The organism is Paenibacillus sp. FSL R5-0519, from assembly GCF_037974275.1.
GTDB lineage: Bacteria > Bacillota > Bacilli > Paenibacillales > Paenibacillaceae > Paenibacillus.
Genome location: NZ_CP150234.1, coordinates 2370187 through 2394226, shown reverse-complemented (window position 1 = coordinate 2394226; position 24040 = coordinate 2370187). Strand labels below are relative to the sequence as shown.

21 protein-coding genes and 1 other annotated feature are annotated in these 24040 nt (G+C 46.4%); of the genes, 8 read left to right on the top strand and 13 right to left on the bottom strand.

Going from position 1 to position 24040, the window contains the following annotated elements; genetic code table 11:
- Nucleotides 1-7: 7 nt before the first annotated feature.
- The 7 genes from MKY73_RS10995 to MKY73_RS10965 all read right to left on the bottom strand — a co-directional run bounded on the left by MKY73_RS10995 (nt 8) and on the right by MKY73_RS10965 (nt 10215).
- Entirely contained in the window at nt 8-1417 is a 1410-nt protein-coding gene (locus MKY73_RS10995; protein ID WP_339307381.1) for an N-acetylmuramoyl-L-alanine amidase family protein, read from the bottom strand.
- A 258-nt stretch (nt 1418-1675) separates the two neighbouring features.
- On the bottom strand, nt 1676-3082 hold the full coding sequence (locus MKY73_RS10990; RefSeq protein WP_339307379.1) for an N-acetylmuramoyl-L-alanine amidase family protein: 1407 nt from the start codon (nt 3080-3082) through the stop codon (nt 1676-1678).
- Between the two features lie 412 nt (nt 3083-3494).
- Nucleotides 3495-4097, bottom strand: coding sequence for a 3-isopropylmalate dehydratase small subunit (leuD, locus tag MKY73_RS10985; protein WP_091028995.1), 603 nt, complete (start codon nt 4095-4097; stop codon nt 3495-3497).
- 31 nt (nt 4098-4128) lie between these two features.
- Nucleotides 4129-5550 (bottom strand): 3-isopropylmalate dehydratase large subunit, encoded by a 1422-nt coding sequence (gene leuC / locus MKY73_RS10980; protein WP_339308556.1) that lies wholly within the window; start codon nt 5548-5550, stop codon nt 4129-4131.
- A 372-nt stretch (nt 5551-5922) separates the two neighbouring features.
- Nucleotides 5923-7380 carry a family 1 glycosylhydrolase gene (locus MKY73_RS10975; RefSeq protein WP_339307377.1) on the bottom strand — a complete coding sequence of 486 codons (1458 nt, stop codon included), beginning with the start codon at nt 7378-7380 and terminating at the stop codon, nt 5923-5925.
- A 45-nt stretch (nt 7381-7425) separates the two neighbouring features.
- Complete coding sequence (locus tag MKY73_RS10970; RefSeq protein WP_339307375.1) at nt 7426-8265, bottom strand: PRD domain-containing protein; 840 nt, start codon at nt 8263-8265, stop codon at nt 7426-7428.
- 36 nt (nt 8266-8301) lie between these two features.
- A complete protein-coding gene (locus MKY73_RS10965; protein WP_339307373.1) occupies nt 8302-10215 on the bottom strand; it encodes a beta-glucoside-specific PTS transporter subunit IIABC in 1914 nt (637 codons plus the stop codon).
- Between the two features lie 368 nt (nt 10216-10583).
- Here MKY73_RS10965 and MKY73_RS10960 point away from each other — a divergent pair, with 368 nt between their 5' ends.
- Nucleotides 10584-11504 carry a LysR family transcriptional regulator gene (locus tag MKY73_RS10960; RefSeq protein ID WP_253438452.1) on the top strand — a complete coding sequence of 307 codons (921 nt, stop codon included), beginning with the start codon at nt 10584-10586 and terminating at the stop codon, nt 11502-11504.
- Between the two features lie 233 nt (nt 11505-11737).
- Here the strand turns inward: MKY73_RS10960 and MKY73_RS10955 are convergent, their stop codons facing one another.
- Together MKY73_RS10955 and MKY73_RS10950 are read right to left on the bottom strand one after the other, a co-directional pair.
- Entirely contained in the window at nt 11738-11923 is a 186-nt protein-coding gene (locus MKY73_RS10955) for a hypothetical protein (RefSeq protein WP_017687767.1), read from the bottom strand.
- Nucleotides 11924-12012: 89 nt separating this feature from the next.
- On the bottom strand, nt 12013-12834 hold the full coding sequence (locus MKY73_RS10950; protein WP_339307372.1) for a carbon-nitrogen family hydrolase: 822 nt from the start codon (nt 12832-12834) through the stop codon (nt 12013-12015).
- Nucleotides 12835-13043: 209 nt separating this feature from the next.
- Between MKY73_RS10950 and MKY73_RS10945 the strand changes: the two genes are divergently transcribed.
- The 7 genes from MKY73_RS10945 (at nt 13044) to MKY73_RS10915 (ending at nt 20653) form a co-directional block, all read left to right on the top strand.
- Nucleotides 13044-14252 (top strand): pyridoxal phosphate-dependent aminotransferase, encoded by a 1209-nt coding sequence (locus tag MKY73_RS10945; RefSeq protein WP_339307371.1) that lies wholly within the window; start codon nt 13044-13046, stop codon nt 14250-14252.
- A 64-nt stretch (nt 14253-14316) separates the two neighbouring features.
- Nucleotides 14317-14531: a binding site (T-box leader), on the top strand.
- Between the two features lie 82 nt (nt 14532-14613).
- A complete protein-coding gene (gene proB / locus MKY73_RS10940) occupies nt 14614-15717 on the top strand; it encodes a glutamate 5-kinase (RefSeq protein ID WP_339307369.1) in 1104 nt (367 codons plus the stop codon).
- Between the two features lie 238 nt (nt 15718-15955).
- Nucleotides 15956-17203 carry a glutamate-5-semialdehyde dehydrogenase gene (locus tag MKY73_RS10935; RefSeq protein WP_339307367.1) on the top strand — a complete coding sequence of 416 codons (1248 nt, stop codon included), beginning with the start codon at nt 15956-15958 and terminating at the stop codon, nt 17201-17203.
- 36 nt (nt 17204-17239) lie between these two features.
- Nucleotides 17240-18106: a pyrroline-5-carboxylate reductase gene (proC, locus tag MKY73_RS10930; RefSeq protein WP_339307365.1), complete on the top strand. Its 867-nt coding sequence runs from the start codon at nt 17240-17242 to the stop codon at nt 18104-18106.
- Nucleotides 18099-19322, top strand: coding sequence for a 2,3-diketo-5-methylthiopentyl-1-phosphate enolase (locus MKY73_RS10925; protein ID WP_339307364.1), 1224 nt, complete (start codon nt 18099-18101; stop codon nt 19320-19322). Before proC ends, MKY73_RS10925 begins: the two co-directional genes overlap by 8 nt.
- Nucleotides 19319-19996: a 2-hydroxy-3-keto-5-methylthiopentenyl-1-phosphate phosphatase gene (locus tag MKY73_RS10920; protein WP_339307362.1), complete on the top strand. Its 678-nt coding sequence runs from the start codon at nt 19319-19321 to the stop codon at nt 19994-19996. Before MKY73_RS10925 ends, MKY73_RS10920 begins: the two co-directional genes overlap by 4 nt.
- A 3-nt stretch (nt 19997-19999) precedes the next feature.
- Nucleotides 20000-20653, top strand: a complete 654-nt coding sequence (locus tag MKY73_RS10915) for a methylthioribulose 1-phosphate dehydratase (protein ID WP_339235115.1) — start codon at nt 20000-20002, stop codon at nt 20651-20653.
- 163 nt (nt 20654-20816) lie between these two features.
- Here MKY73_RS10915 and MKY73_RS10910 read toward each other — a convergent pair whose 3' ends face one another.
- The 4 genes from MKY73_RS10910 to MKY73_RS10895 form a co-directional block, all read right to left on the bottom strand.
- Nucleotides 20817-22106: a multi-tm2 domain protein gene (locus tag MKY73_RS10910; protein WP_339307360.1), complete on the bottom strand. Its 1290-nt coding sequence runs from the start codon at nt 22104-22106 to the stop codon at nt 20817-20819.
- Nucleotides 22107-22134: 28 nt separating this feature from the next.
- A complete protein-coding gene (locus MKY73_RS10905) occupies nt 22135-22587 on the bottom strand; it encodes a hypothetical protein (protein WP_339307358.1) in 453 nt (150 codons plus the stop codon).
- A complete protein-coding gene (locus MKY73_RS10900) occupies nt 22580-23080 on the bottom strand; it encodes a sigma-70 family RNA polymerase sigma factor (RefSeq protein ID WP_339307357.1) in 501 nt (166 codons plus the stop codon). The genes MKY73_RS10905 and MKY73_RS10900 overlap by 8 nt, the downstream gene beginning before the upstream one ends.
- Nucleotides 23081-23328: 248 nt before the next feature.
- On the bottom strand, nt 23329-24033 hold the full coding sequence (locus MKY73_RS10895) for a DnaD domain-containing protein (RefSeq protein ID WP_339256098.1): 705 nt from the start codon (nt 24031-24033) through the stop codon (nt 23329-23331).
- Nucleotides 24034-24040: the final 7 nt, after the last annotated feature.

The window sequence follows — 24040 nt, the reverse complement described above, 5'->3', positions numbered from 1 at the left end:
TTGTCCCTTATTGAATTCCCAGATACTCCTTGATTCCTGCAACAATCCCTTTGGCAACACTATTCTGGAAACTTTCCGTGAAGAGGGCTGCTTCGTCGCTCTTATTGCTAAGGAATCCACCTTCCAGCAGAACTGCTGGCATTGTCGTTTCACGGGTAACATGGAGACTTGCCGTTTTCACTCCGCGATCTTTCAGTCCGGAAGACTGTAAGAGATACTTGTGCATCACTGTAGCAAGTGCTTTGCTGTTGGAGCGTGTATAGAATGTCTCTACACCGTTCGCAGCAGCAGGGCCACTGTTAGCATGAATGGAGATGAAGATGTCCGCTTTTATGTCTTGTGCAATCTTCACACGTTCTTTTAATGCCAAAAATGTATCATCGCTGCGGGTTAACACAACGTCAATTTTGGATTCTTTTTTCAACAATGCTTCCACTTTCAGAGCCATTGCCAGATTGAAGTCTTTTTCACGTTTACCCGTTACACCAATTGCCCCTGGATCCTGATCTCCGTGACCTGCATCAATAACGACAACTTTTTTGCCATTATTCCCAACGGGAGGAGCAGGTGTACCACTTTGATTGTCGAGGTTAATCATGATCAGTCCGGAATCATTTTGCACACTGTACCCTTTCGAACTGGAAAGATCGATCACAAAACGAACTGTGGATGGACTGTTGCTGTATAACGAGTAACGAATCTTAGACACATCCGGATAGCCGCTAACGACGAGTTGTCCATTCTGGTTGCTGTCTAGAGCCTGTCCTTCACTGAATGAATCAGCAAATGCGGTATTCGGCAAGTCTATAACGATTCGATCTGGTCCTGTCATCGTGAAGACGTTCGGCTTCGTACTCCCGCTTGTTGCTATCATGAGGCGGTTGTCGCTGAAGCTGATGCCGTTCACCAGTACAAGACCTTCCTGATCCGATCCTCCGCCTTCATTGCCAGAGTTCGGAGGTGTGGTTGTCCCGTTTCCGGAACCTGAATTCTGGGTAACTAATGTTACCGTCTTCGTGGTATTGTTCCAACCCACCTTAAGACCCATTTCCTCACCAATAAATCGGAGAGGTACGAGCGTAGTACCATTTTTAACGAGTGGCGGGGCATCCAGGTTTACGTTACTGCCGTTCACCGTTGCCGTCTTCTGTCCAACAATCATCTGCATGGCAGTGTTGTCTTTGCTGATAGTCACCGTTTGCGTTTGCTGCTTCCACTCCACGCTATACCCAAGATTTTCGGACACAACCCGGATCGGAACCATCACCTTGCTGTTGATAATTTCCGCCTTCGTATCCGATGGCTGTACGATTTCTTTTCCGTCTAGGATAATTTTCGTGTCTGTTGCTGCATGACTATAGCCCGGGAATACGAGCCCAAAGACAAATAACAGTACCAAAAAACCGAACTTCTTCATCCTTCACCCCTACCATTCTCATATTTTTTTGCCGCATGTTGTCATTTTCCAACTCCGACTGACCGTTTGGGCATTACCAGACACCTATTAGACGCCCCTCGCTCTCAAAAGTTGCGAATATATTCCAACATAACAGAAAAAAAACGTTGTCAGATCAAGCTTTTTTTACATTTTAATGTCTTATTTTTTCCTTATTTATCAAATATACATCTCTAAACAACGTACTAGCCTAGCCTTCATATTTGCGCACAATTCACTTTACAGTCCCAAAAATTCAACAATTCCGTCCACAATCGCCTGTGCACATTTGTCCTGGTATTCTTCTGTGAACATGACTGCTTCATCTGTGGGGTTACTTAAAAAACCTAATTCAAGCAACACAGCAGGCATGGTTGTTTCACGGGTCACATGTAGACTAGCCGTTTTAACCCCACGATCCTTGAGTCCGGTTACCGGCAACACATATTTGTGAAGAGTATCAGCCAAAGTCTTGCTTTCTTTGCGACTATATAGCGTTTCAATCCCGTTTGGCACGGGTGTGGTGAATTTGTTTCCATGAATGGACACAAAAACATCTGCCTGATTCAATTCAGCAATATCCACTCGCTGTTTGAGTGAAAGCTCTGTGTCATCCTGGCGTGTAATGACCGTTTGGATATTTGGGTATTGTTGAAGGATAGCCTGTACCTTCAGCCCTACAGCCAGATTGAAATCCTTCTCATAAGCTCCAGACAAACTTACTGCGCCGGATTGACGACCACCATGTCCGGGATCAATGACCACAATGGTTTTGCCATCATTCGTAGGTAATGCCGGTTGGCTTGTGGGTTCTCCACTTGTAGCTGTCAGGTCAACAAGCAAGACATTGTTATCTCCAATAGACCATTTGGCAGTAGCCGTCTGACTCAGATCCAGAACGACACGCACGGTGGAAGGCGATTTACTAAACATGGCATACCGGACTTTCGAAACGAATGATGAATCCGTAACGAGAATCTGTCCACTGCCATCCACGTTAGAGGCTTGTCCCTGAATGAATTCCTGAGAAAATGTGGCTGAAGGCAGATCAACTATAATACGGTCTGGCCCGCCTATACTGGATACTTTGGGACTGATATTTCCATTTGTTGCTACAATCAACCGATCTCCACTGAAGGTGATCCCTTGAAGCTCTGTCAGACCATCCGGGACTGGAGCCTCGACGGGGTCACTGTCACCTTCCGTTCCGACTACAGGAGGAATACTAAATAGGCTTACTGTCTTGGTTCCATTGTCCCAACCAACACGCAGACCCATGCCTTCCCCGACAAAACGTAACGGAACAAGTGTCGTTCCCTGTTTGATCAGTGGAGGCGAATCCAGATTCACCACGTTTCCATTCACTGTAGCTGCATCTTTGCCAGCCGTCATTTGAATTGTGCTGTTTCCTTTTTGAACCTGAACTGACTGAGTTGCCTTCTCCCACTTCACCTTATAACCCAGATTCTCCGATACAATTCGAATCGGAACCATGACCGTCTTTCCGATATTTTCGGCAGGTGCTCCTGTCTGCTGGTTAATGGTTACACCGTCGAGTACAATCGAGGGAGTGGTGTCTGCATGGGCCATGACTGGAAATAAACATAGGAACAGAAGAAAAACGACTGCTGCGGACCATTTTTTCATACCTCATCCACCATTCTTTTTGTCTTTTGAACATCCGACCTGATTCTCTGCAGCGTAACATCAATGGCGCTATGTAACCTTCCATAATCTACTAATCAGTTTATCAGATATTGTCCCTTCATCCGGTTACAACGTTGTCATATTCAGTCGGAAATAAGATAAAAAAAGCAGGTCACATTCAAAAACATCCTCTCTTTTACATGAATGTACATCGATTCCGTATCAATGATGTCATATATTGAAGATATTACATGTTGAAGTATTCAATCGAGAGAGATCGGGAGTTCTATGTATAGAGGATTCATTAAGATATTTTAGCTTCTGAAATTATAAAAAAAGCTTCTGTCTCATCCATAGGAAACAAGGTTCCTTTGGCGAGACAGAAGCTTTCTGCTGTACGCTAATCTAGCGATTAACCGAATAGTTTAGCCGCATGGCGTTGCTCATACGCAGCGATTTCGTCATCATGTTGAAGAGTGAGACCAATATCGTCCAGTCCTTGCAAAAGGAATTGACGACGATGCTCATCCAGATCAAAATCGATATGCAGTCCGTATGCATCGGTAATCGTTTTGTTTTCCAGATTTACATTCATCTCATAGCCTTCATGTGTCGCTGTACGTTGGAACAAGTCTTCCACTTGCTCTTCTGACAACTTGATTGGCAAGATCCCGTTCTTAAAGCAGTTATTATAGAAGATATCTGCAAAAGATGGAGCGATGACACAACGGAATCCATAGTCCATAATTGCCCATGGCGCATGCTCACGGGAAGATCCACAGCCAAAGTTGGCACGTGAGATCAGGATGGATGCCCCTTCATAACGAGGTTTGTTCATTTCGAAGGAGGCATTATTGTTACCCTCTTCATCAAAACGCCATTCGTAGAACAAAAATTGTCCAAATCCCGTACGTTCAATCCGTTTCAGGAACTGTTTCGGAATGATTGCGTCTGTATCTACATTGACCCGGTCTACCGGTGCAACGATGCCTTGTAATGTTTTGAATTCTTCCATATTAAACGTTCTCCCTTCTGTCTGTTATAGATTAGATCGCTGCTTCCGTTTTGAAGTTCCAGTCCCGTACGTCCACAAAGTGACCCTTAACCGCTGCTGCTGCTGCCATTGCCGGAGATACCAGATGTGTACGTCCTCCGCGTCCTTGACGTCCTTCAAAGTTACGGTTGGATGTCGAAGCACAACGTTGTCCTGGCTTCAATACATCCGGGTTCATCGCCAGACACATGCTACATCCCGCATCACGCCATTCGAATCCGGCTTCTGTAAAGATTTTATCCAAACCTTCTTGCTCAGCCTGAATTTTAACACGTCCTGAACCTGGTACAACAATTGCTGTAACCTGACTGGATACCGTGTGACCTTTAGCCACTTTTGCTGCTGCACGCAGATCTTCGATCCGACCATTCGTGCAAGAACCGATAAATACATAATCAATTGGAATTTCGGCGATTGGTGTTCCCGGTTCAAGTCCCATATATTCAAGCGCTTTTTCAGCCGCTTTGCGTTCGTTTTCTGTAGGCAATTCAGCCGGAACAGGAACTTTCGAAGAAATATCGGTTCCCATACCTGGGCTTGTTCCCCAAGTTACTTGCGGGATCAATGTTTCCACATCGATTTCAACCACATGGTCAAACTCCGCACCTTCATCTGTTACAAGCTGTTTCCAACCTGCTACAGCTTCATCAAACTTCGCACCCGCTGGTACGTATTCACGTCCACGCAGATATTCGAATGTTGTTTCGTCCGGAGCGATCAATCCTGCTCTTGCTCCACCTTCGATGGACATATTGCAGACCGTCATACGCTCTTCCATGCTCAACTCACGGATGGATTCGCCTGTGTACTCAATAACATAACCTGTTGCAAAGTCTGTACCGTATTTGGCGATGACTGCGAGGATCATATCCTTCGCGGTTACACCCGGGTTACGTTTACCGACAAAACGAACTTCCATCGTTTTAGCTTTCGCTTGTTGCAAACATTGAGTTGCCATAACGTGCTCAACTTCACTTGTTCCGATTCCGAATGCTAGTGCACCAAATGCACCGTGTGTGGATGTATGACTATCACCACATACAATCGTTTTACCTGGGTGAGTCAGACCGAGTTCAGGTCCCATAACGTGCACAACGCCTTGATCAATGGTGTCCAGATCATACAACTTCACGCCGAAATCACGGCAGTTTTGCGAAAGAGTATCAATTTGTTGTTTGGAGATTGGATCTGTAATGTTGAAGCGGTCTTTGGTTGGAACGTTGTGGTCCATTGTTGCAAATGTCAGCTCAGGGCGACGAACTTTACGTCCGCTCAGACGAAGTCCTTCAAATGCCTGCGGAGATGTTACTTCGTGCACCAGATGCAGATCGATATACAGAATGCTTGGTTTGCCTTCTTCTTGATGAATCACGTGGTTTTCCCAAATTTTCTCAAACATCGTTTTTTTACTCATCATTTTCACCTCATTATAAGTTCGGTCCTTGGAAGAGCCTCTGTTTCCTTTAAAAGTGAAGCTCTTGAATGACATAAATATATCACCCTGTCCTTCATTGTTCCAAGATATAATATCTATAGATGTAATAGGTTTAACCTATAATGAGAGAAAGACAAATAAACCACTGCTCATCGCAGAGGTTTCAATTGATAACAATTATCATTATCATGTAAGTCTTATAGTACGTTCCCGCTTCGTCGCTGTCAATGTTTTTTATCTAGAACAAGAAAAAACAGCCCTGAATCCAGAGCTGCTTTGCTAGTTTCTGTTATGAAATGAAAAGGATCATATCAACGCCTTCTAATAGAGAGTACTTGTCCGACTACTGTATTACAGACCGTTATTCGCAATCACATCTTTGTACCAATAGAAACTCTTCTTGCGTTTTCTCTCCAGTGTTCCATTGCCGTCATTATCCTGATCTACATAAATAAAGCCATATCGTTTCTCCATCTCTGAAGAAGAATAACTAATCAGATCAATCACTCCCCAACTGGTATAGCCCAGTAGTTCAACACCATCCAGAATCGCCTCATGCATCTGTTCAATGTGAGAGCGGAAATAATCAATACGATAATCATCCTGAATGCTACCATCCGCTTCAATCGTGTCTACCGCCCCAATTCCATTTTCAACGATGAACAAAGGTACCTCGTAACGGCTATACAGTTCATTCAGTGAGATGCGCAGACCTACCGGGTCAATCTGCCAGCCCCAATCATTCGTTTGCAGATACGGGTTCTTCACCCCTCCAGTTGTATTGCCACTCACCTGCTCCAATCGGTCGCCATCCACACTTGATACCAGGGACATATAATAACTGAATGAGATAAAGTCCACAGTGTGTACTTTCAGAATCTCTTCATCCCCCTCAAGCATATCCAGGTTAATCCCTTTTTCGGCAAAAAATCTTTTCGTAAAATACGGATATGCTCCCCGCACCTGGACGTCCGTAAACATAAGATTGAATTGATTATCCCGGGAAGCAACGAGTACGTCTTCGGGATTACATGTGTAAGCATACGTCGTCAGTTTGGTAAGCATACATCCGATCTGGGAACCGGGAATGATCTCATGACAGTATTTCACTGCGAGCGCACTTGCTACAAATTGATGATGTAACCCCTGATATACGGCCTGCTCCACATTTTCAAAACGCTCTGGAACAATGCCGCCACTAGTAAACGGATGACGAACAATGCTGTCAATTTCATTAAATGTAATCCAATACTTCACTTTTTCTTTATAACGGGTGAACACAGTTTTGCAAAAGTGAACAAAATAATCGACAACTTTCCGATCCGTCCATCCACCGTGGTGATTCACCAAATACATCGGCATCTCGTAATGGGACAACGTAATCAATGGTTCAATCCCTTGTTTCAGCATGCCATCAATAACTCGGTCATAGAACTGCAAACCGGCTTCATTCGGCTCTGTTTCGTTGCCATTTGGGAAAATTCGAGTCCACGCAATAGATAGACGCAACGTTTTGAGACCCATCTCCCCAAACAGGGCCAGATCCTCCTCGTAGCGGTGGTAGAAATCAATGCCTCTGCGTTTCGGATATTCTCTATCCGAGGTAGACTCCATCGCAGTCTTGATCTGTTCTTCATTAATGGCATTATGCTTCTTATACTCACTCTTGGCTACACCTTTTCGATAGATAGCAATGTCAGCTGTTGATAGACCTTTACCGTCCACATTCCAGGCTCCTTCCGCCTGATTGGCAGCTATTGCCCCTCCCCATAGAAAATCTTCTGGAAACGTTCTTGTTGTATTAGTCATTGTGTATTCCTCCTTGGATTATCTCTTTGACTCTTGAATTCTTGCTTAATTACGACTCATGACTCGATTGATATGAATAATCAAATACAGCATCTCTTCATTGGAGATCGTATGTTCAAACCGGGCTTCAATATAATCCTTAATCAGCAGTACGCAGGCTTCTTCCTGCGGGTATTTATTCGCAATCTGCACAAAGAGCTCATGATCCTGCGTGTTTAACGTTTTATGCTCAAAGAGCCGTTGAATGAAGAACTGCAAATGGGTTAAAAAGCGTGAATAATTGATGCTGTGTGTATCCAGCTCCACTTGGTAGTAAATTTTAATAATATTGAGTACATCCTTGACTGTATTGGTCATCATCATGACCTGATTCATATTGTCATCATTCTGCTGAGCATTAACGAGATGAAAGGCAATATTCGCCGCTTCCTCTTCAGGCAGGGAGAGCCCGAGCTGTTTTTGAATGAGAGACAGGCCATGCAACCCGATACTGAACTCCTGCGGATAGAATTTTTTCACTTCCCACAGCATTCGGTTCTGGATCGTCATTTTGTCCTTGAATCGCTTCATGGCCATATACAGGTGATCTGTTAATGCGACATAGAGATGATCACTCAGATGGCGGGACAATGTATGTTTGGCATAGGAGATGATTTCGTCAGCCAGAATCAGATATTCTTTTGGCGTTTCCTTCATCAGAGCGGTGAGATCTGAAGAGATCGTTTCATTTTCAAGGACATAGATCTTCTCGATCTCATCCTCACTCACGACATCTCCCGGTTTGTTCCTGTAGCCGATGCCCTTTCCCATCACAATAATTTCCTTGTCATCCTCACCACGTCTGGCGAGAACAATGCTCGAATTCAGTACTTTTACGACTTCCATATCAGGCTGCCTGCCTTTCATTCATATTTCAGCGGGTTATAACACTGTAATTAATGGTTTCCCCGGTCCAGTCATCGCTGCAGATTCATTACCCAGTACCTCCAGATAATCCGAGGAATTCGTCACAATTACAGGGGTTGTGGTGTCATAACCTGCGGCTTGTATGGCTTCAAGATCAAATTCGATCAGGAGCTGACCATGAGAGATCTGTTCACCTTCGTTCACTTTCACATCAAAATGCTGGCCTTTCAGTTTCACCGTATCCAATCCGACATGAATCAGAAGTTCTACCCCTTCTACCGATCTCAGACCGATGGAATGTTTGGTTCGGAACACCGTCTCAACGGTTCCATCAAACGGGGCAAACACCTTTCCAACACTTGGCTGAATCGCCATACCTTGTCCCATGGCCTCTTGTGAGAAGGCTTCGTCCTTCACCTCTCTTAGAGGCAGTACATTACCTTCCAAAGGAGCAAAAACCACTTTTTTGGATTTCAGTCCTGAAACCGAAGCTTGCGACTGAGAATCCATGCGGATTGGAGAAACTGGCTCACCTGATGGCTTACTCGCATTGGCAAGCTCCGGGCTTGATACGGTATCCTGAAATCCGATCAGAAATACCCCTACAAAGGCAATAAGGGAAGAAATCGCAACCGTAATCAGCGCATATAAAATATTATTGGGATCATCGCTGACAAAGATCGGCAATGTGGCAAGACCCGGGCCAACTGCTGTATATGCCTTCAGATTGACAATGCCCGCGAACATGCCCGCTGCTCCAGCCCCGATGATACAAGCCAAAAAGGTCTTCTTCAGTCGGAGATGCACGCCATAGATCGCTGGTTCAGTAATACCGAACATACCGGAAATTCCGGCAGAAAGAGCGATCTGTTTCATTTTTGGATCTTTCGATTTGAAAGCTACTGCAAGTGCGCCTCCCCCTTGTGCCATATTGGCAGCAAGCATAGAAATGAGGAACAGAGTCTCATAACCTGGCGAAGCAATTGCTCCAAAGATCACAGGATAAAACACTTTATGCATCCCAAACATCACGATAAATGGCATTAACATCGACATAATAACGACCGTTATCCAGCCCACTTTATCCTGTATCCAGAAGACACCCTCTGACATTCCCGTACCGATATATGTGCCCAATGGACCGAGTGCAATCAGCGAAACCGGGGCAACAATCAGAATCACAATGAGCGGTTTCAAAAATATTTTCACAGGACCGGGTGATATCTTATCAGCGAAGCGTTCGATATAAGACATGAACCAAACGGTCAAAATAATCGGGATGACGGAAGTGGCATAAGCGACATTCGGTACGTTCATGCCAAGGAAATTCACCGGTTCCTCTCCACCCAGAAGACCAATCATGTTCGGATGAAGCAAGACGCCTCCAAGTAATACAGCTATATATGGATTAGCCTTGAACTTGTTTGCACTTGAAAAGGCAAGCAGCATGGGCAAGAAATAAAAGCCTGCATCCGCGATCGCGTTCAAAAATACGTAAGCCTGATCTTCCTTAGCCATAATCCCGAAAACGGTAGCCAGCAACAGCAAAGCTTTGAGCATCCCAGAAGCTGCGATAGCCGGAATAATTGGTTGGAAGATCCCTGCGACGATATTGGCAAAGGCATTAAACAGACCCTTGGGACTGTAATCCCGCTGAGGCTTAACCTCATCACCAGAATTTTCCAAGCTTACTAACGGAGCCAGTTCGTTATATACATAACTCACATCATTACCAATGATGACCTGATATTGCCCGCCACTATCCACGGCTCCTATAACTCCATCCAACCGTTTGATCTCTTCTGTATTGGCTAACTTTGAATTTTTAAGTGTAAAACGTAATCTCGTTGAACAATGAATTACTTGATTGATGTTATTATTTCCACCTACATGCTCCAAAATTTCCTGAGCCAGCTTTTTGGAATTCATAACGACACCTCCGCCATTTCTTCTTGATGGGAACAAAAAAAGACCTAAAAAGGGTAGGAAAAAGAAACTCTTCCCACCCAATCTAGGTCTTGCCTGCAGAACAGTAACACGCCATCGTTGGATGAATGTTATTCAATTATATGAACGAAAAAAGAATATGAACATTTGAAATGTATTCTTACTAAAGCTAGAAGCTGTCACAATTTGAAAACGTTGATTTTGTTTTACCCGGGTAAGTAGTTTTTTTAAGCGTTTTCAAAATCAGTATATCAACTCTTCTGATGTAGTGCAAGCGGTTAAGCGAAATTAATGATTTCTTCATCTGTAGTGATATAATGGTGGCATAACGAAAGGAATGACCAATGACAATGGAATTCAGACAACTTCAATATACGTTGCAAATAGCGGCTGAACGCAATTTCTCACGAGCAGCAGAGAAATTGCATATTGCCCAACCTTCATTAAGCCAGCAATTATCCAAATTAGAGAAAGAATTGGGCGTACTGCTGTTTCAGCGTAATACAAGTACCGTGGAGTTAACCCATGCCGGTGTTACGTTTGTGGAGCAAGCCCAGAAGATCGTAGATGCCATGGAGCTATTGCGTCAGGAAATGTCAGACATCTCCCAGCTTCGCAAAGGGAAAGTCGTTGTGGGCAGCATGCCAATCACAGGCTCACATCTGCTCCCACACGTGCTTCCTGCGTTCCAACAAGCGTATCCCGAGATTGAGGTTACCTTGTTGGAAGACTCCGGACTTACGCTTGAGAAATTGACAGCAAGCGGCAAAGCTGATCTGAGCCTGCTATCTCTTCCTTTACAAGAACCAAGCTTGTCTTATGTAACTATTGGCGAAGAACGGATTGATCTGGCGGTTCCCCCGAATCACCCTCTGGCACGCAGGGCAGATCCCGAGAATCCGCTTCCTGTGCGCATTGAAGAGCTTCGGGATGAGCCATTTGTTGTATTGAAAAAAGGACAGGGTTTCCGCAAACTTACATTTGATCTCTGTGAGCAGGCCGGTTTTGATCCCCAGGTTGTGTTCGAGAGCACAAATATTGAAACCGTTCAGTCACTGGTCGCCACAGGGATGGGGATTACACTGGTTCCACGCTTTATTGCCCGTGCGCCGCGCAGTGAATTCGTACCCGTGTATGTGCCGCTTGCTGAGCCAACTCCCAGCAGAACACTTGTTGTGGCTTACCGGCAAGGCAGAGTACTGTCGAAGGCAGCCGAAGCATTCATCCATACGTTCCAACAAACGGTGGCCGAATTGTCCAAGGGAGACTAAGGAATTTCTCCTAGGGGTATGGAGACATATAACACAGACCAAAACAAAGGCTTGACCCTAATGGGCCAAGCCTTTGTCATATATTCGTTTCCCGCATAAGCAGGATTGAGTTCTTACAACGCAATCACAGTAACTGGTTAGAGTACAATGTTGCTTGTTAAGTTGTTTAGCTTTCATGCTAATTTATAATGTTAATGTAGAAACGTACATAAGAAAACTTCATGTGTGACGATTTATTTTCGCAAATTACGATCGCTTGTCAGCCTGTTTTGCTGATTCATTACACGGCCTTCATCCTGAACAGTTGAATCAGGCGGTGATAGCCCTCCTGCTCCATTCTCTAAGAATGCCCTTAAGTGATCTTCCCTTGTGTTATCCTGTTCCAGTCTCCTGAGCGTATCTTTCACATGGTTGTCCATTGATTGATCATCTCCTTGGTAACGGGATAATTATCATTACCCGCAGGCTGGAAGAATAAACACTTTTTCTGCAGAATTTATTTCAATTTTTATTTATCACCAAAATAAACGCCAGGTCGACGGTCTTCAAACACGGGAATACGTCCGCGAACCTCATCTACCAGGGAAGGGCGAATGATTCCGGTCACGATCTCTTCCCCTTCGCCACCTTCAGCCACAATCTCACCCCATGGATCAATGATGAGGGAATGTCCGAAAAACTCGGTGTCTCCCCCTTTTCCCACACGGTTACAGGCGATCACATACATCTGATTCTCAATCGCTCTTGCCGTAAGCAACGTACGCCAGTGATGCAGACGAGGATTCGGCCATTCGGCAGGTACAATCAATGCCTTGGCACCATTTAAAGCAAGGGTCCGAGCAAGCTCCGGAAACCGGATGTCGTAACAGATCGAAGCACCCGCTGTAAGACCATTTTGCAATTCAAAAATTTCAGGTTCCGCACCAGGCTCTAGATATTTCTCCTCGTCCATCAGACGGAACAAATGTAATTTATCGTACCGAGTAACCTGTTTTCCTTCACGATCATACGCGTACATTGTATTGTATATTTGACCATCCCGTTTCTCGGCAATGGAACCGCCAACGATGGAAATTTGATGTTTTTGAGCAAAAGCAGACAGCCATTCCCGAGATTTCTGGCCTTCCGGGTCAGCGAGTTCATGAATTTGAGTCAACGCGTATCCGGTATTCCACATTTCAGGCAGCACAGCCAGCCCCAGATCCGGATATTGTTCTACCGCACGTTCAAGCAACGACTGCATATGTTTATGATTAGCCTCAGGGTCTCCGAGCTGGATATCCCCCTGAATCAGAGCTATACGCATTTCTCCCTGTTGTTGTTCTGTCATGACAAGCACTCCTCTGAACCGTAATACCTGCTATCATAGCTTGATCCTCTTGAAGACTGCAAGCCTGTTTTGTTATGAACTTGCACACAACAACGCTTTGCTCCTATGTACTGCATAATCAAGTGTATTTCCCTCTATACAGCTCGGGATTGGCGTGATAAATTAATGAGAACTATTTGCCATTTTTAATAACCGGAGTGATGAAGCTAATGACCCATTCAGACCATATAACTGCTCGTTCAGCCTTTACGATACCGACTTCTGATGTAATGACACAGCTGCCAACACAATTTTTTGCTACCCTTGTTCAAAATGTAAATCGTGAAATCGCAAGTGGACATGATGTGATTAATCTGGGTCAGGGGAACCCGGATACACCTACACCTCCCCATATTGTGAAATCACTGCAAGAGTCGGCTGAAAATCCCCTCTACCACAAATACTCCCCTTTTAGAGGATACTCTTTCCTGAAGGAAGCGGTCGCCAAACGTTATAAGGAAGATTACAATGTTGATCTGGACCCCGAGACTGAAGTAGCCATTCTGTTCGGAGGCAAAACAGGACTGGTTCAGTTACCTCAGGTTTTGCTTAACCCCGGTGACACTGTTCTCGTTCCCGATCCAGGCTATCCGGACTACTGGTCTGGTGTTGCACTCGCGAAAGCACACATGTCATTTATGCCTTTACTGGAGTCCAATGCATTCCTGCCGGATTATGAAGCAGTTACAGCCGAAGATCGGGAGAAGGCCAAGCTGATGTTCCTCAACTATCCCAACAATCCAACGTCGGCAACGGCTCCACTGTCGTTCTACGAAGATACGGTTGAATTCGCCATTCAAAATCAAATCGTCGTTGCAAGCGACTTTGCTTACGGTGCGATTGGATTCGACGGACATCGTCCAGTCAGTTTCCTGCAAGCTCCCGGTGCCAAAGAGGTGGGGATTGAGTTTTATACGTTATCCAAAACGTACAATATGGCTGGATGGCGTGTTGGATTCGCGCTGGGTAATGCAGAGATCGTCTCTAAAATCAATCTGCTTCAGGATCATATCTATGTCAGTCTTTTCGGTGGGATACAAGCTGCGGCAACGGAAGCACTTACTGGATCTCAGGAATGTGTCACTTCGCTGGTTTCACGTTACGAATCCCGTCGTAATGCGTTCTATGACGCTCTTTCTTCGATTGGCTGGCAAGCTTCGAAACCGGCAGGTTCATTCTTCAGCTGGTTACCTGTACCTGCAGGTTATACCTCTGCTTCATTTGCAGACTTGTTACTGCGGGAAGCCAAGGTGGCAGTCGCCCCAGGTGTCGGTTTTGGTTCACATGGTGAAGGCTATGTCCGCGCAGGACTGCTCAGTGATGAAAACCGATTACGCGAAGCTGTGGAACGGATTGGCAAGCTGAACTTATTCAAGTAATTTACAGGACGATAACCCCTTTGCATATGCCAAGTTTCCATGGTATGTTATAAGAAATATTGAACGAAACGTGATGACGGGACCAGTAAGAGAATATCAGTCGTGCCCAGAGAGTAAATTCCACCCTGCTGAAAGAATTTACCGCGGCTCTTCTCTGAAACCTACCCCTGAGCGGCCTGTTACGTACAGGACAGTGCCTTCTGTTACAGGGCATGAAGCCGGATGATTTAATCATCAATAAAGGTGGTACCGCGGAAGTAACGAACTTTCGTCCTTTTTAACTAAAGGGCGGGAGTTTTTTTTGTACCCGCTTAAGCCTCACACAAAATCACTTATTAATCATGTTTAAGGAAGTGAAACCATGACTTCACGTATTGTAGTTAAGATTGGAAGCAGCTCGCTTACCACGGAAGAAGGCGGTCTGGATCGCAGTTCGATCACCTTTTTTGCCGGAGAAATTGCAGCCTTGGCTGATCAGGGTCATGAGGTGCTCTTGGTTACCTCTGGTGCAGTGGCGGCAGGTTTCCGGGAGATCGGTTACCCTCAGCGGCCCAAAATGCTGCATGAGAAACAAGCTGCAGCAGCCGTTGGGCAAGCATTGCTGATGCAGGCATATCAACAGGCTTTTGCAGCGCACCGCGTTACTACGGCACAAATTCTGTTAACCCGCACAGACTTTCACAGTCGTAAACGTATGGGTAATGCGGGAATGACCGTAGAAGAGCTGCTCAAACAGCGAGTGATTCCGATATTCAATGAAAATGATACGGTATCCGTAGACGAATTGAAGTTTGGTGATAACGATCTATTGTCCGCGTTGGTTGCGAACCTGGTGAAGGCACAGCATCTGATCATTCTTACGGATACCAACGGGTTGTACACTGCTGACCCGCGCAAAGATCCGTCTGCCGTACGTTACGATCGTATCCCCGAAATAACGGCGGAGATCTACGCTTTTGCTGGAGGCTCAGGATCATCGGTTGGCACAGGCGGAATGCGATCCAAAGTTGATGCAGCCAAGGTAGCAACCCGTGGTGGTGTCCCTGTATTTGTAGGAAGTGTGAAAGAGCCTGGAGATATGCAACAGGCCGTGGACGGAACGGGCAAAGGAACCTATTTTGAGACACGACTCGCTTCGTTATCCCGTAAAAAGCAATGGCTTGGCTTCATGTCCACTCCGCTCGGTACAATTGTTGTGGATGCTGGGGCCGAAGAGGCTCTTGTGCATGGTGGGCATAGTCTGCTGCCTGTAGGAGTCAAAAAGGTGTTGGGAACATTCCACGCCGGAGACGTCGTAGAGGTCATTGGAATGGATGAAACCTTGCTTGGTCGCGGTATTGTCAATTATGATGATGACCAGCTTCGACTCATTGCCGGACTTCCCAGTGGCGAAGTGATGAAACAACTTGCCAGCATCCACAGACTTGAGGTTATTCATAGAGACGAATGGATTACGTTAAAATAAACATGAAGCTATATTAAGTTAAACTAATCATTTACACGTAACGGAGAGGACAGAAAAAACCTGAAAAAGCGGAGCGTTCGCCTTTATCCTCGGGTTTTCCCTTTAGAAAAGGGAATCGAAAAAATCTGGGGATAACAGCGATTGGAAGGTTATTCTGTCATCGTAGTGTCTGTGTGAATAATCTTTAGTCCAACATGTGGTTACAAATTTAACTTTGTATATATGAGGAGGAATTAAGATGAGTGAAGTGAGAGAAAAAGCCAGCAAAGCTCAAGCCACGGTTCCACAGCTGAACCGATTGAATACAGATCAGAAAAATGCGGCCCTTCGTATCATGGCCGATGCATTGATCGCGGAGTCGGAATCCCTCATCATAGCAAACGCTGAAGATCTCGAACGAGGCAGAGCACAAGGCACGCCGGAATCGATGCTGGATCGACTCGCACTTAATAAGGAACGGATTGCAGGCATTGCCGAAGGACTACGTCAGATTGCTGATCTGCCTGATCCTGTCGGTGAGGTATTGGAGACATTCACGCGCCCCAACGGATTGCATGTTGAAAAGTTAAGAGTGCCTATTGGTCTAATCGGTATCATCTACGAAGCTCGTCCCAATGTCACCGTAGACGCAGCCGGATTATGTCTCAAAACAGGTAATGCAGTGCTTCTGCGCGGTGGCTCCTCTGCCCTGTCCTCCAATCGCAAAATTGTAGAGGTTCTGCACCATGCACTGGCAAGAACAGCCATGCCTGCTGATGCTTTGCAACTGGTTGAAGACGCGGATCGTGCTTCCGTAGATGAAATGCTCAAGTTGAACGGACTGCTGGATGTCATCATTCCACGCGGCGGGGCCTCCCTCATCCGTAATGTGGTTGCCAATGCGACCGTGCCTGTTATTGAGACCGGTGCGGGCATCTGTCATACCTATGTGGATGAATCAGCTGATCCCGTCATGGCAGCCGAAATTGCCATCAACGCCAAGGCACAACGCCCATCCGTGTGTAACTCCATGGAGACGTTATTGCTGCATGCCGCATACGCGGAAGAGCATCTTCCTGCTCTTGCCGAGCAATTCCGTGAGGCGAGTGTGGTCTTGAAAGGTTGCGACACGGTGCGCCGTCTTGTCCCTACCGCCCTTGAGGCAACCGAGGAAGACTATGCGACTGAGTACAACGATTATATTTTAAATATCCGTGTGGTTGAGAACCTGGACGAAGCGATGCAGCACATCGCACATTACGGAACCAAACATTCCGAGTGTATCGTAACCCGGGATACAGCCCATGCAGAACGCTTCATGCATGATGTGGATGCAGCAGCAGTCTATCACAATGCCTCCACTCGTTTCACGGACGGGTTCGAATTTGGTTATGGAGCCGAGATTGGCATCAGTACCCAAAAACTGCATGCACGTGGACCAATGGGGCTGCCAGCACTGACATCAACCAAATATCGGATTACAGGCAATGGACAGATTCGTCAATAATATCCCAGCACCAGTTATATAGGAGGAACGATTAATATGAGTCAAGAGCAACAGACGTTACTACAACAGAAGATTACTTTCCACGGAGCAGGCGCGATGGCGGAAGCCATCGTGCGCGGACTCATCTCCCGCCTAGTCGTTCGTCCTCAGGATATTACGATGCTGAACCGCAGCAACCAGAAACGTCAGGAGGAGCTCAGCACCCGTTATGCAGTACATACCGGAACGGCTTCACAATCTCTGGATCATCTTGCCTCCACTCCGGTCATTGTACTCTGTATGAAACCAAAAGATGCTGCCGCAGCGCTGCGTGAACTCGGTCCGTTGTTATCACCTGATCAACTGATCGTGTCTGTCATTGCCGGATTATCGATCCGCACAATGCAGTCCTTGCTCGGTCGTAAACAGCCAATCGCCAGAACCATGCCGAATACATCCAGTACCATCGGGCTTGGTGCAACCGGACTTGCCTTCTCTGCGGAGATTACGGATGAACAGCGCAGTATAGTGATGACTATGTTTGAAGCGGTTGGTATCGTGACCATCGTGCCTGAAGATAAACTCGAAGTGCTCACAGGGATTTCCGGAAGCGGCCCTGCTTATGTATACTATTTAATGGAGGCCATGATTGCCGCAGGTATTCGTGGTGGTTTATCCAGCCAGCAAGCTCGTGATCTCACCGTTCAGACGGTGCTCGGCGCGTCACGCATGGTACAGCAAACCGGGTTGGAGCCGATGAAGCTTCGCAGTGATGTGACATCCCCGGGAGGGGCAACACAAGCAGCACTGAAGACGCTGGACGAAGGTGATTTCTTTGAAAATGTAATCGCAGCCGTCAACCGCTGTGCAGAGCGCTCACGGGAGATGGGAGCTGCTTTGGAAGGGGATTTAAAAAATGAATAACATGTGCACAGCCACATATCGTCTGCATGATGACCATGCAGACTTCCGCAAGAAGGCCGAGTCCATCGCGATCGGCATGACCGTGGGCAGCTGGACGGAGTTGCCACAAGCTCAGCGTGAAGCGATGCAGAAGCATCTGGGTGAAGTCATAAGCGTAGAAGTACATGAAGCTGATGGAATGGCTGCGGGTGAGCGTTACGCTGACATTACCATCGGCTATCCTGATATCAACTTTAGCCGTGATATTCCTGCCCTGCTCGTGACGGTCTTTGGTAAAATCTCAATGGATGGCCGAATCAAATTGACAAAGCTTGGTTTCTCGGATGGCTTCCTCCGTGCATTCCCGGGACCCAAGTTTGGACTGAATGGTGTTCGTGATCTGCTTGGTGTACATGATCGTCCGCTATTAATGAGTATCTTCAAATCCGTCATCGGGCTGAACGCTGATGAACTGCGTGAACAGTTTATCCGTCAGGCACTTGGTGGCGTGGATCTGATCAAAGACGATGAAATTCTGTTCGAGAACAAATTAACACCTATCGAAAAAAGAGTTGAGGTCTGCATCAAAGCTGCCGAACAGGCACGCCAAGAGACAGGCAAGAAGCTACTGTATGCAACCAATCTCACAGGACCTACATCTCGTCTGAAAGAGCAGGCTGAACGTGCCATCGGTGCTGGAGCCAATGCCTTGTTGTTCAACGTATTGTCCTACGGGTATGATGTCCTGCATGAACTCAGCAGTGATCCTGATATTAGTGTACCGATTATGGCTCACCCTGCCCTTGCAGGAGCATTGTATCCTTCACCACATTACGGCATCTCGGCTTCGGTTGTACTTGGCCAGTTGATGCGTCTTGCGGGTGCCGATCTGGTGCTCTTCCCTTCTCCTTATGGATCGGTAACGATGCCGAAGGAAGAAAATATGGCAATCACAGAACAATTACTGACAGCTGATCTGCCTGTAAGATCCAGTATGCCAGTACCATCAGCCGGTATCCATCCAGGCCTAGTACCGCTTATTTTGCGAGACTTTGGTACAGATGTCATCGTTAATGCTGGTGGCGGTATTCATGGACATCCTATGGGGACTGAAGCAGGCGGACGTGCATTCCTGCAAGCGATTGAGGCGGCTCAGCGTTCCATTCCACTCGCTGAATATGCAATCGATCATCCAGAACTGAAAAGCGCACTGGACCTGTGGGGTGGCGAACGATGAGAAGTGATAAAAAAACCGTCATCTTCTGTGACTTTGACGGTACAATTACCCTCTCCGACAATATTGTCGCGATTATGAAACATTTCAAGCCTGAGGGCATTGATGCAATTATGAAAGATACGATTGAGCAGAACATCTCGCTGCGTGAAGGGGTTGGAGCCATGTTCGCTCTGTTGCCTGCATCGCAAAAAGATGAAATTGTCGAATTCGTACTTGGACAAGCCGGCATCCGTGAAGGGTTCAGAGAATTTCTTGACTATGTTCGCGGCGAAGGGATTGAATTCAATGTGACCAGCGGTGGTATGGACTTCTTTATCGAACCCTTACTCGCGCCCTTCGATATCCCGCAGGATCATGTCTTTTGTAACGGCGCTGACTTCTCTGGTGAAACCATCCGCATTGACTGGCCGCATCCCTGCCAGCCTCCTTGTGAGAACGGTTGCGGAATGTGTAAAACGACCGTGATTCGTACATTCCCGGCAGAACAATACAATCGAATCCTCATTGGAGACAGTCTGACGGATTTCGAAGGTGCCAAAATAGCGGATATGGTCTACTCCCGTTCCATCCTGACGGACAAGTGCATAGAACTTGGTGTAGACCATGTACCATTCGCTACCTTTTACGATATCATCGAAGATATGAAACAGAAGCAAACACAAGGAGTGCTGTAAACGATGGGCTTTGAAAAGATTACATTGGAACACAAACGTCAGGTCCTTGAAGAACTGGCTGATATTAAAGCGTTGTTCGCCAGCCGTAACTGGTTCCCGGGTACAAGTGGCAACCTGTCGATGCGTGTAGGAGATTTTGACCCGGAGCAATTTTATTTTGCGGTTACCGCCTCTGGCAAAGACAAATCTCTTCGCACACCGGAAGACTTTCTTTTTGTGGACAAACATGGCAAAGCAATTGAGACAACAACGTTGAAACCAAGTGCCGAGACATTGATTCACTGCGAAATCTATCGTTTGACCGGCTGCGGTGCTGTATTCCACGTGCATACCGTGTTTAACAATCTGATTAGTGAATTCTTTGGAGCAGAGGGTCAAGTGCCGATTCAGGGCATCGAACTGATTAAGGCTTTCAACATCTGGGAAGAAAATGCCGAGATTCGTGTCCCTGTCTTGCCTAACTTTGCCGACATCCCATCCATTGCTAAGTTGGTGCCAGATGTTCTGGATGCCAATGTGCCAGGAATCTTGCTTCGTAATCACGGCATATATGCTTGGGGCAAAGATGCTTTTGAAGCAAAACGTCATCTGGAAGCGTTCGAATTCCTATTCGAAGTGATGTACCGTCAACTTCTGCTGAAGGGTGCTACGAAATAGCAATCATTCATCTTGAAATCTAAAATGTAAAACAAAAAACACGCCAAAGGCTGAATTTTCACAGTCCTTGGCGTGTTTCTATGTTGTGGGATGATATGGAATAGAAAATTCCTTTGTCATCGCAGCGTCAGTAAAATCATCTTTGATCCACTTCGATTACAACTCACAGTCGATCATCCTGATCCTTGAATAAAAAGAGGCTATCCACTTCTTCGTCATTCCGATGAACCGCATAATTGGTGCCTGTTCCCCGTTGCTTGCCGAACAGCAGCTTCAAGCCGCCAAAAATGAGCAGCAAGGAAACAATAACGGTGTTCAAATAGGAACGAATCTCATACGTCATAAATGCATTAGGGAAGAGCTCATTCAGCTGTGGAATGACAAGACGGATCGTCAGGTAATATAGACCCAGCGCGGCAATCCCGAATCCAATCAGTCGCTGATGGCGGGCCCAATCCTTGAAGATCGGCTGATCGATCAATGGCTCGCGTCCATAGCGGCTGGAACACTGTAGCCCGTCAAAGAAGCTGTAGAACCAGATTAACGGTATCATGAAAAGAAACACGGATAGGTGTAGCAGGTCCAGAACATAAATGCTGCCCAGGAATAGGAACATCAATTGCATGCCTCTTTTTTGCAAACCCAGATATAGATGACCCGCACCTGGAAAAGCAGATAAAAGGGTTGCCAGCACTTTACTGCGTCGTCCAGCTACTCTGCCCATCTCCAATTCTTCGAATAACGTCCGATCCTGCAGTACCTCTCCAGCCTGCTTACGGTGGACATGCTGCACCGCATCAAACATGCAGTATACCCATATTACAGGCAGAATGAGCAAGAACATTAAAAACACCGATTCATTGGTGATTGAAGCTACAAACACCATCATGGCAAAGGAACCAAAAAACGCTATCAGGAAGGACAACCCGCGATGCAACAATCCCAGATGAAGATGTCCCAAACCAGGAACAAATGAAAGTAAAATGGTGAAGAAACGTTCACCTTCACTGCCTTTTTGATACATGGGCTGACCATATCCACCCTCATGGTGACTATATTCACTACCTGGATGCTGATGCTGCTCATCTTCAGGTTCCATAGGCCCTTGTTGACCCATGTATGCTCCCTGGTATGCTGCTCCTTGTTGTGGCCCATAGTGCGCCGCGTATCCCCTGTAGTGAGCATCCCGGGCAGTAGGTGCACGGAGCAGAACAATAATCATGTCCAGCATACTGATCCCCCAGAAGAAAGCCGAAAAAATGGCACCAATAATCAATAAATCATGTTCAGCAAGCAGCATTGCCAGCATAAATGAACCAACAGCTGTTCCAAAAAAAAGCAATGGATAGATTACAGCCCTTGCCGGCCTACCCCAATACATAAAACCAAGACCGGGTATCAGGTTTAATAGAAATGCGAGTAATTTGTTACGATCTGAGTGCACAGTCGTCATCCTTTCTTTTCAGGCAATGTGAAACCATTTATGGTTTAGGCTTGAGGTTATCCAGCCATGAAGTGGCTGCCTCCGTCCATTTCTCCGTAAAAGACCCTCTGTGGTCGCCATCCTGAAACTTGTGATACGGTGCCACCTTGTCAAAAAGTCCAGACGAGAGGAAGATCAATGTCAAACAGGCCGCTACTGCGTAATGGAACACTTTATGTTCAAGCCAGCGTCGTTTTCGTCCAGCACGGGATTTGCGTTGAGCCTTGGAGGATTGAATCCCCTCAATCCGATGCATGACTGAATCTGCAAACCCTGTCGGGTCAGGCAACGAGGGCAGTTCTCCATGGATGCCGAGTGCTTCCAGATAGCTGTCCATCGCATCCGGGTCTTCCATCAGAAGCTGCTCCATTCGACTCGCTTGAGTTTCACTCATATAACCTTCAATATAATCCGTCCATTGCTCAGCGGTATACTTTTCCTGTTTACTCACGCCATTCATCCTCCTTCCAATGTTTTCGAATCCACTGCCGGGCACGGTACAAGCGGGATTCCACAGTTTTCACAGCCACCTGTGCATCGCTGGCAATCTGCTCATAATTTTTTTCGCTTAGATAATACGCAGTGATAATGTCACGGTGCTGAGCAGGCAACTCATTGATCCGTTCGCGAAGTTTGTCCTGACGTTCTTCACGTACGAGACGGGTAAGAACGTCTTCATCCCGTCCGGGCATGTTTATTATTTTTTCTTCTCCACCCAGATCCTCGGCCGTTCGTCTGCCCAGCTTACGTTTGGCATCAATCGCTTTGTGAAAGGCAATTCGGGTTAACCACGTTTTGAAACCTTCGGAACGGTAGTCGGGGAGAGACTTATACATCTGTATGAACGCCTCCTGAGCTGCATCCTGTGCTTCCTGGTCGTTCCTGAGTACGGAATAGGCAACATGGTATACATGCTGGCTATACTTATCAATCAGAGTACGCATCTGCGATGTATCTCCTTGACGAATTTGTTCGATTACGCGCGCTTCATCAATAACTCTCCCCTCCTCTCCAATACAATAGACGACAGCTTGTGTGTTTACCCCTGCGTGATCTATCAAATTTTTGTGTAACAAAGTGAAATCATTGCCTGAAAGGTCGATGTCGCTGATCACTCACCCAATCCATAATTCAAAAAAAGACAGGCACAGAATGACTTCTGGCCTGTCTCTTGTTCTTGCCCACATCTGAATTAACGTCCACCATTACGAAACCGCTGCGTGTATGCCTTCGCGTCTTGAACGGTCTTGACACGATTACGGCTCCACTCAAGCAGTATTCGATCGATATACCGGAAATGTACTTTACCTGCAAAAACCGCTTCCTTCAGAGCCATTAGAATCAATTCCTCTTGGTAACGGTCCTGATCCAACCAGCTGGATATCGTCTCACACTCCATTGGAGAGAGTGGACGTCCGAATTCTTTTTCAAAGATGGAGAACATGTTCCGTTCTTCCTCTTCTTTTTGAACACTGTTCGAATCTTGGCGTGCTGCACTGCTGCTCAGCTGCTCCGCACGCAATGCGGCTACTTCTTCCGCAGTGCACTTTGCAAGCTTGGCATAGAGTCCATGTAAGTCATATCGTTCGTACTGGATGTCATGTTCCTCGTCACGATGCTCGTCAATAGCGATATATCCATCCCTCATCAGACGTTGCAACATTCTGGCAATGCCTTCAGGTGCAAGTCCCATACGCCCCGCAAGCTCTTCAAGCGTCGGAAACTCATTGAACTCCGCCTGACGGAACCCTAGGAGTTGAATCAGAAGAAGCACTTCTGCATCTGATAGGCCAAGCTGGTGATAATAACGTAACAAGGCATAAGGCAGATGGGCTGTACCCGAAGTCATGCCATAAGCTGCCCCATCCAACCAGGCTTTGGATGTGGTATCTTCCATAGACGCT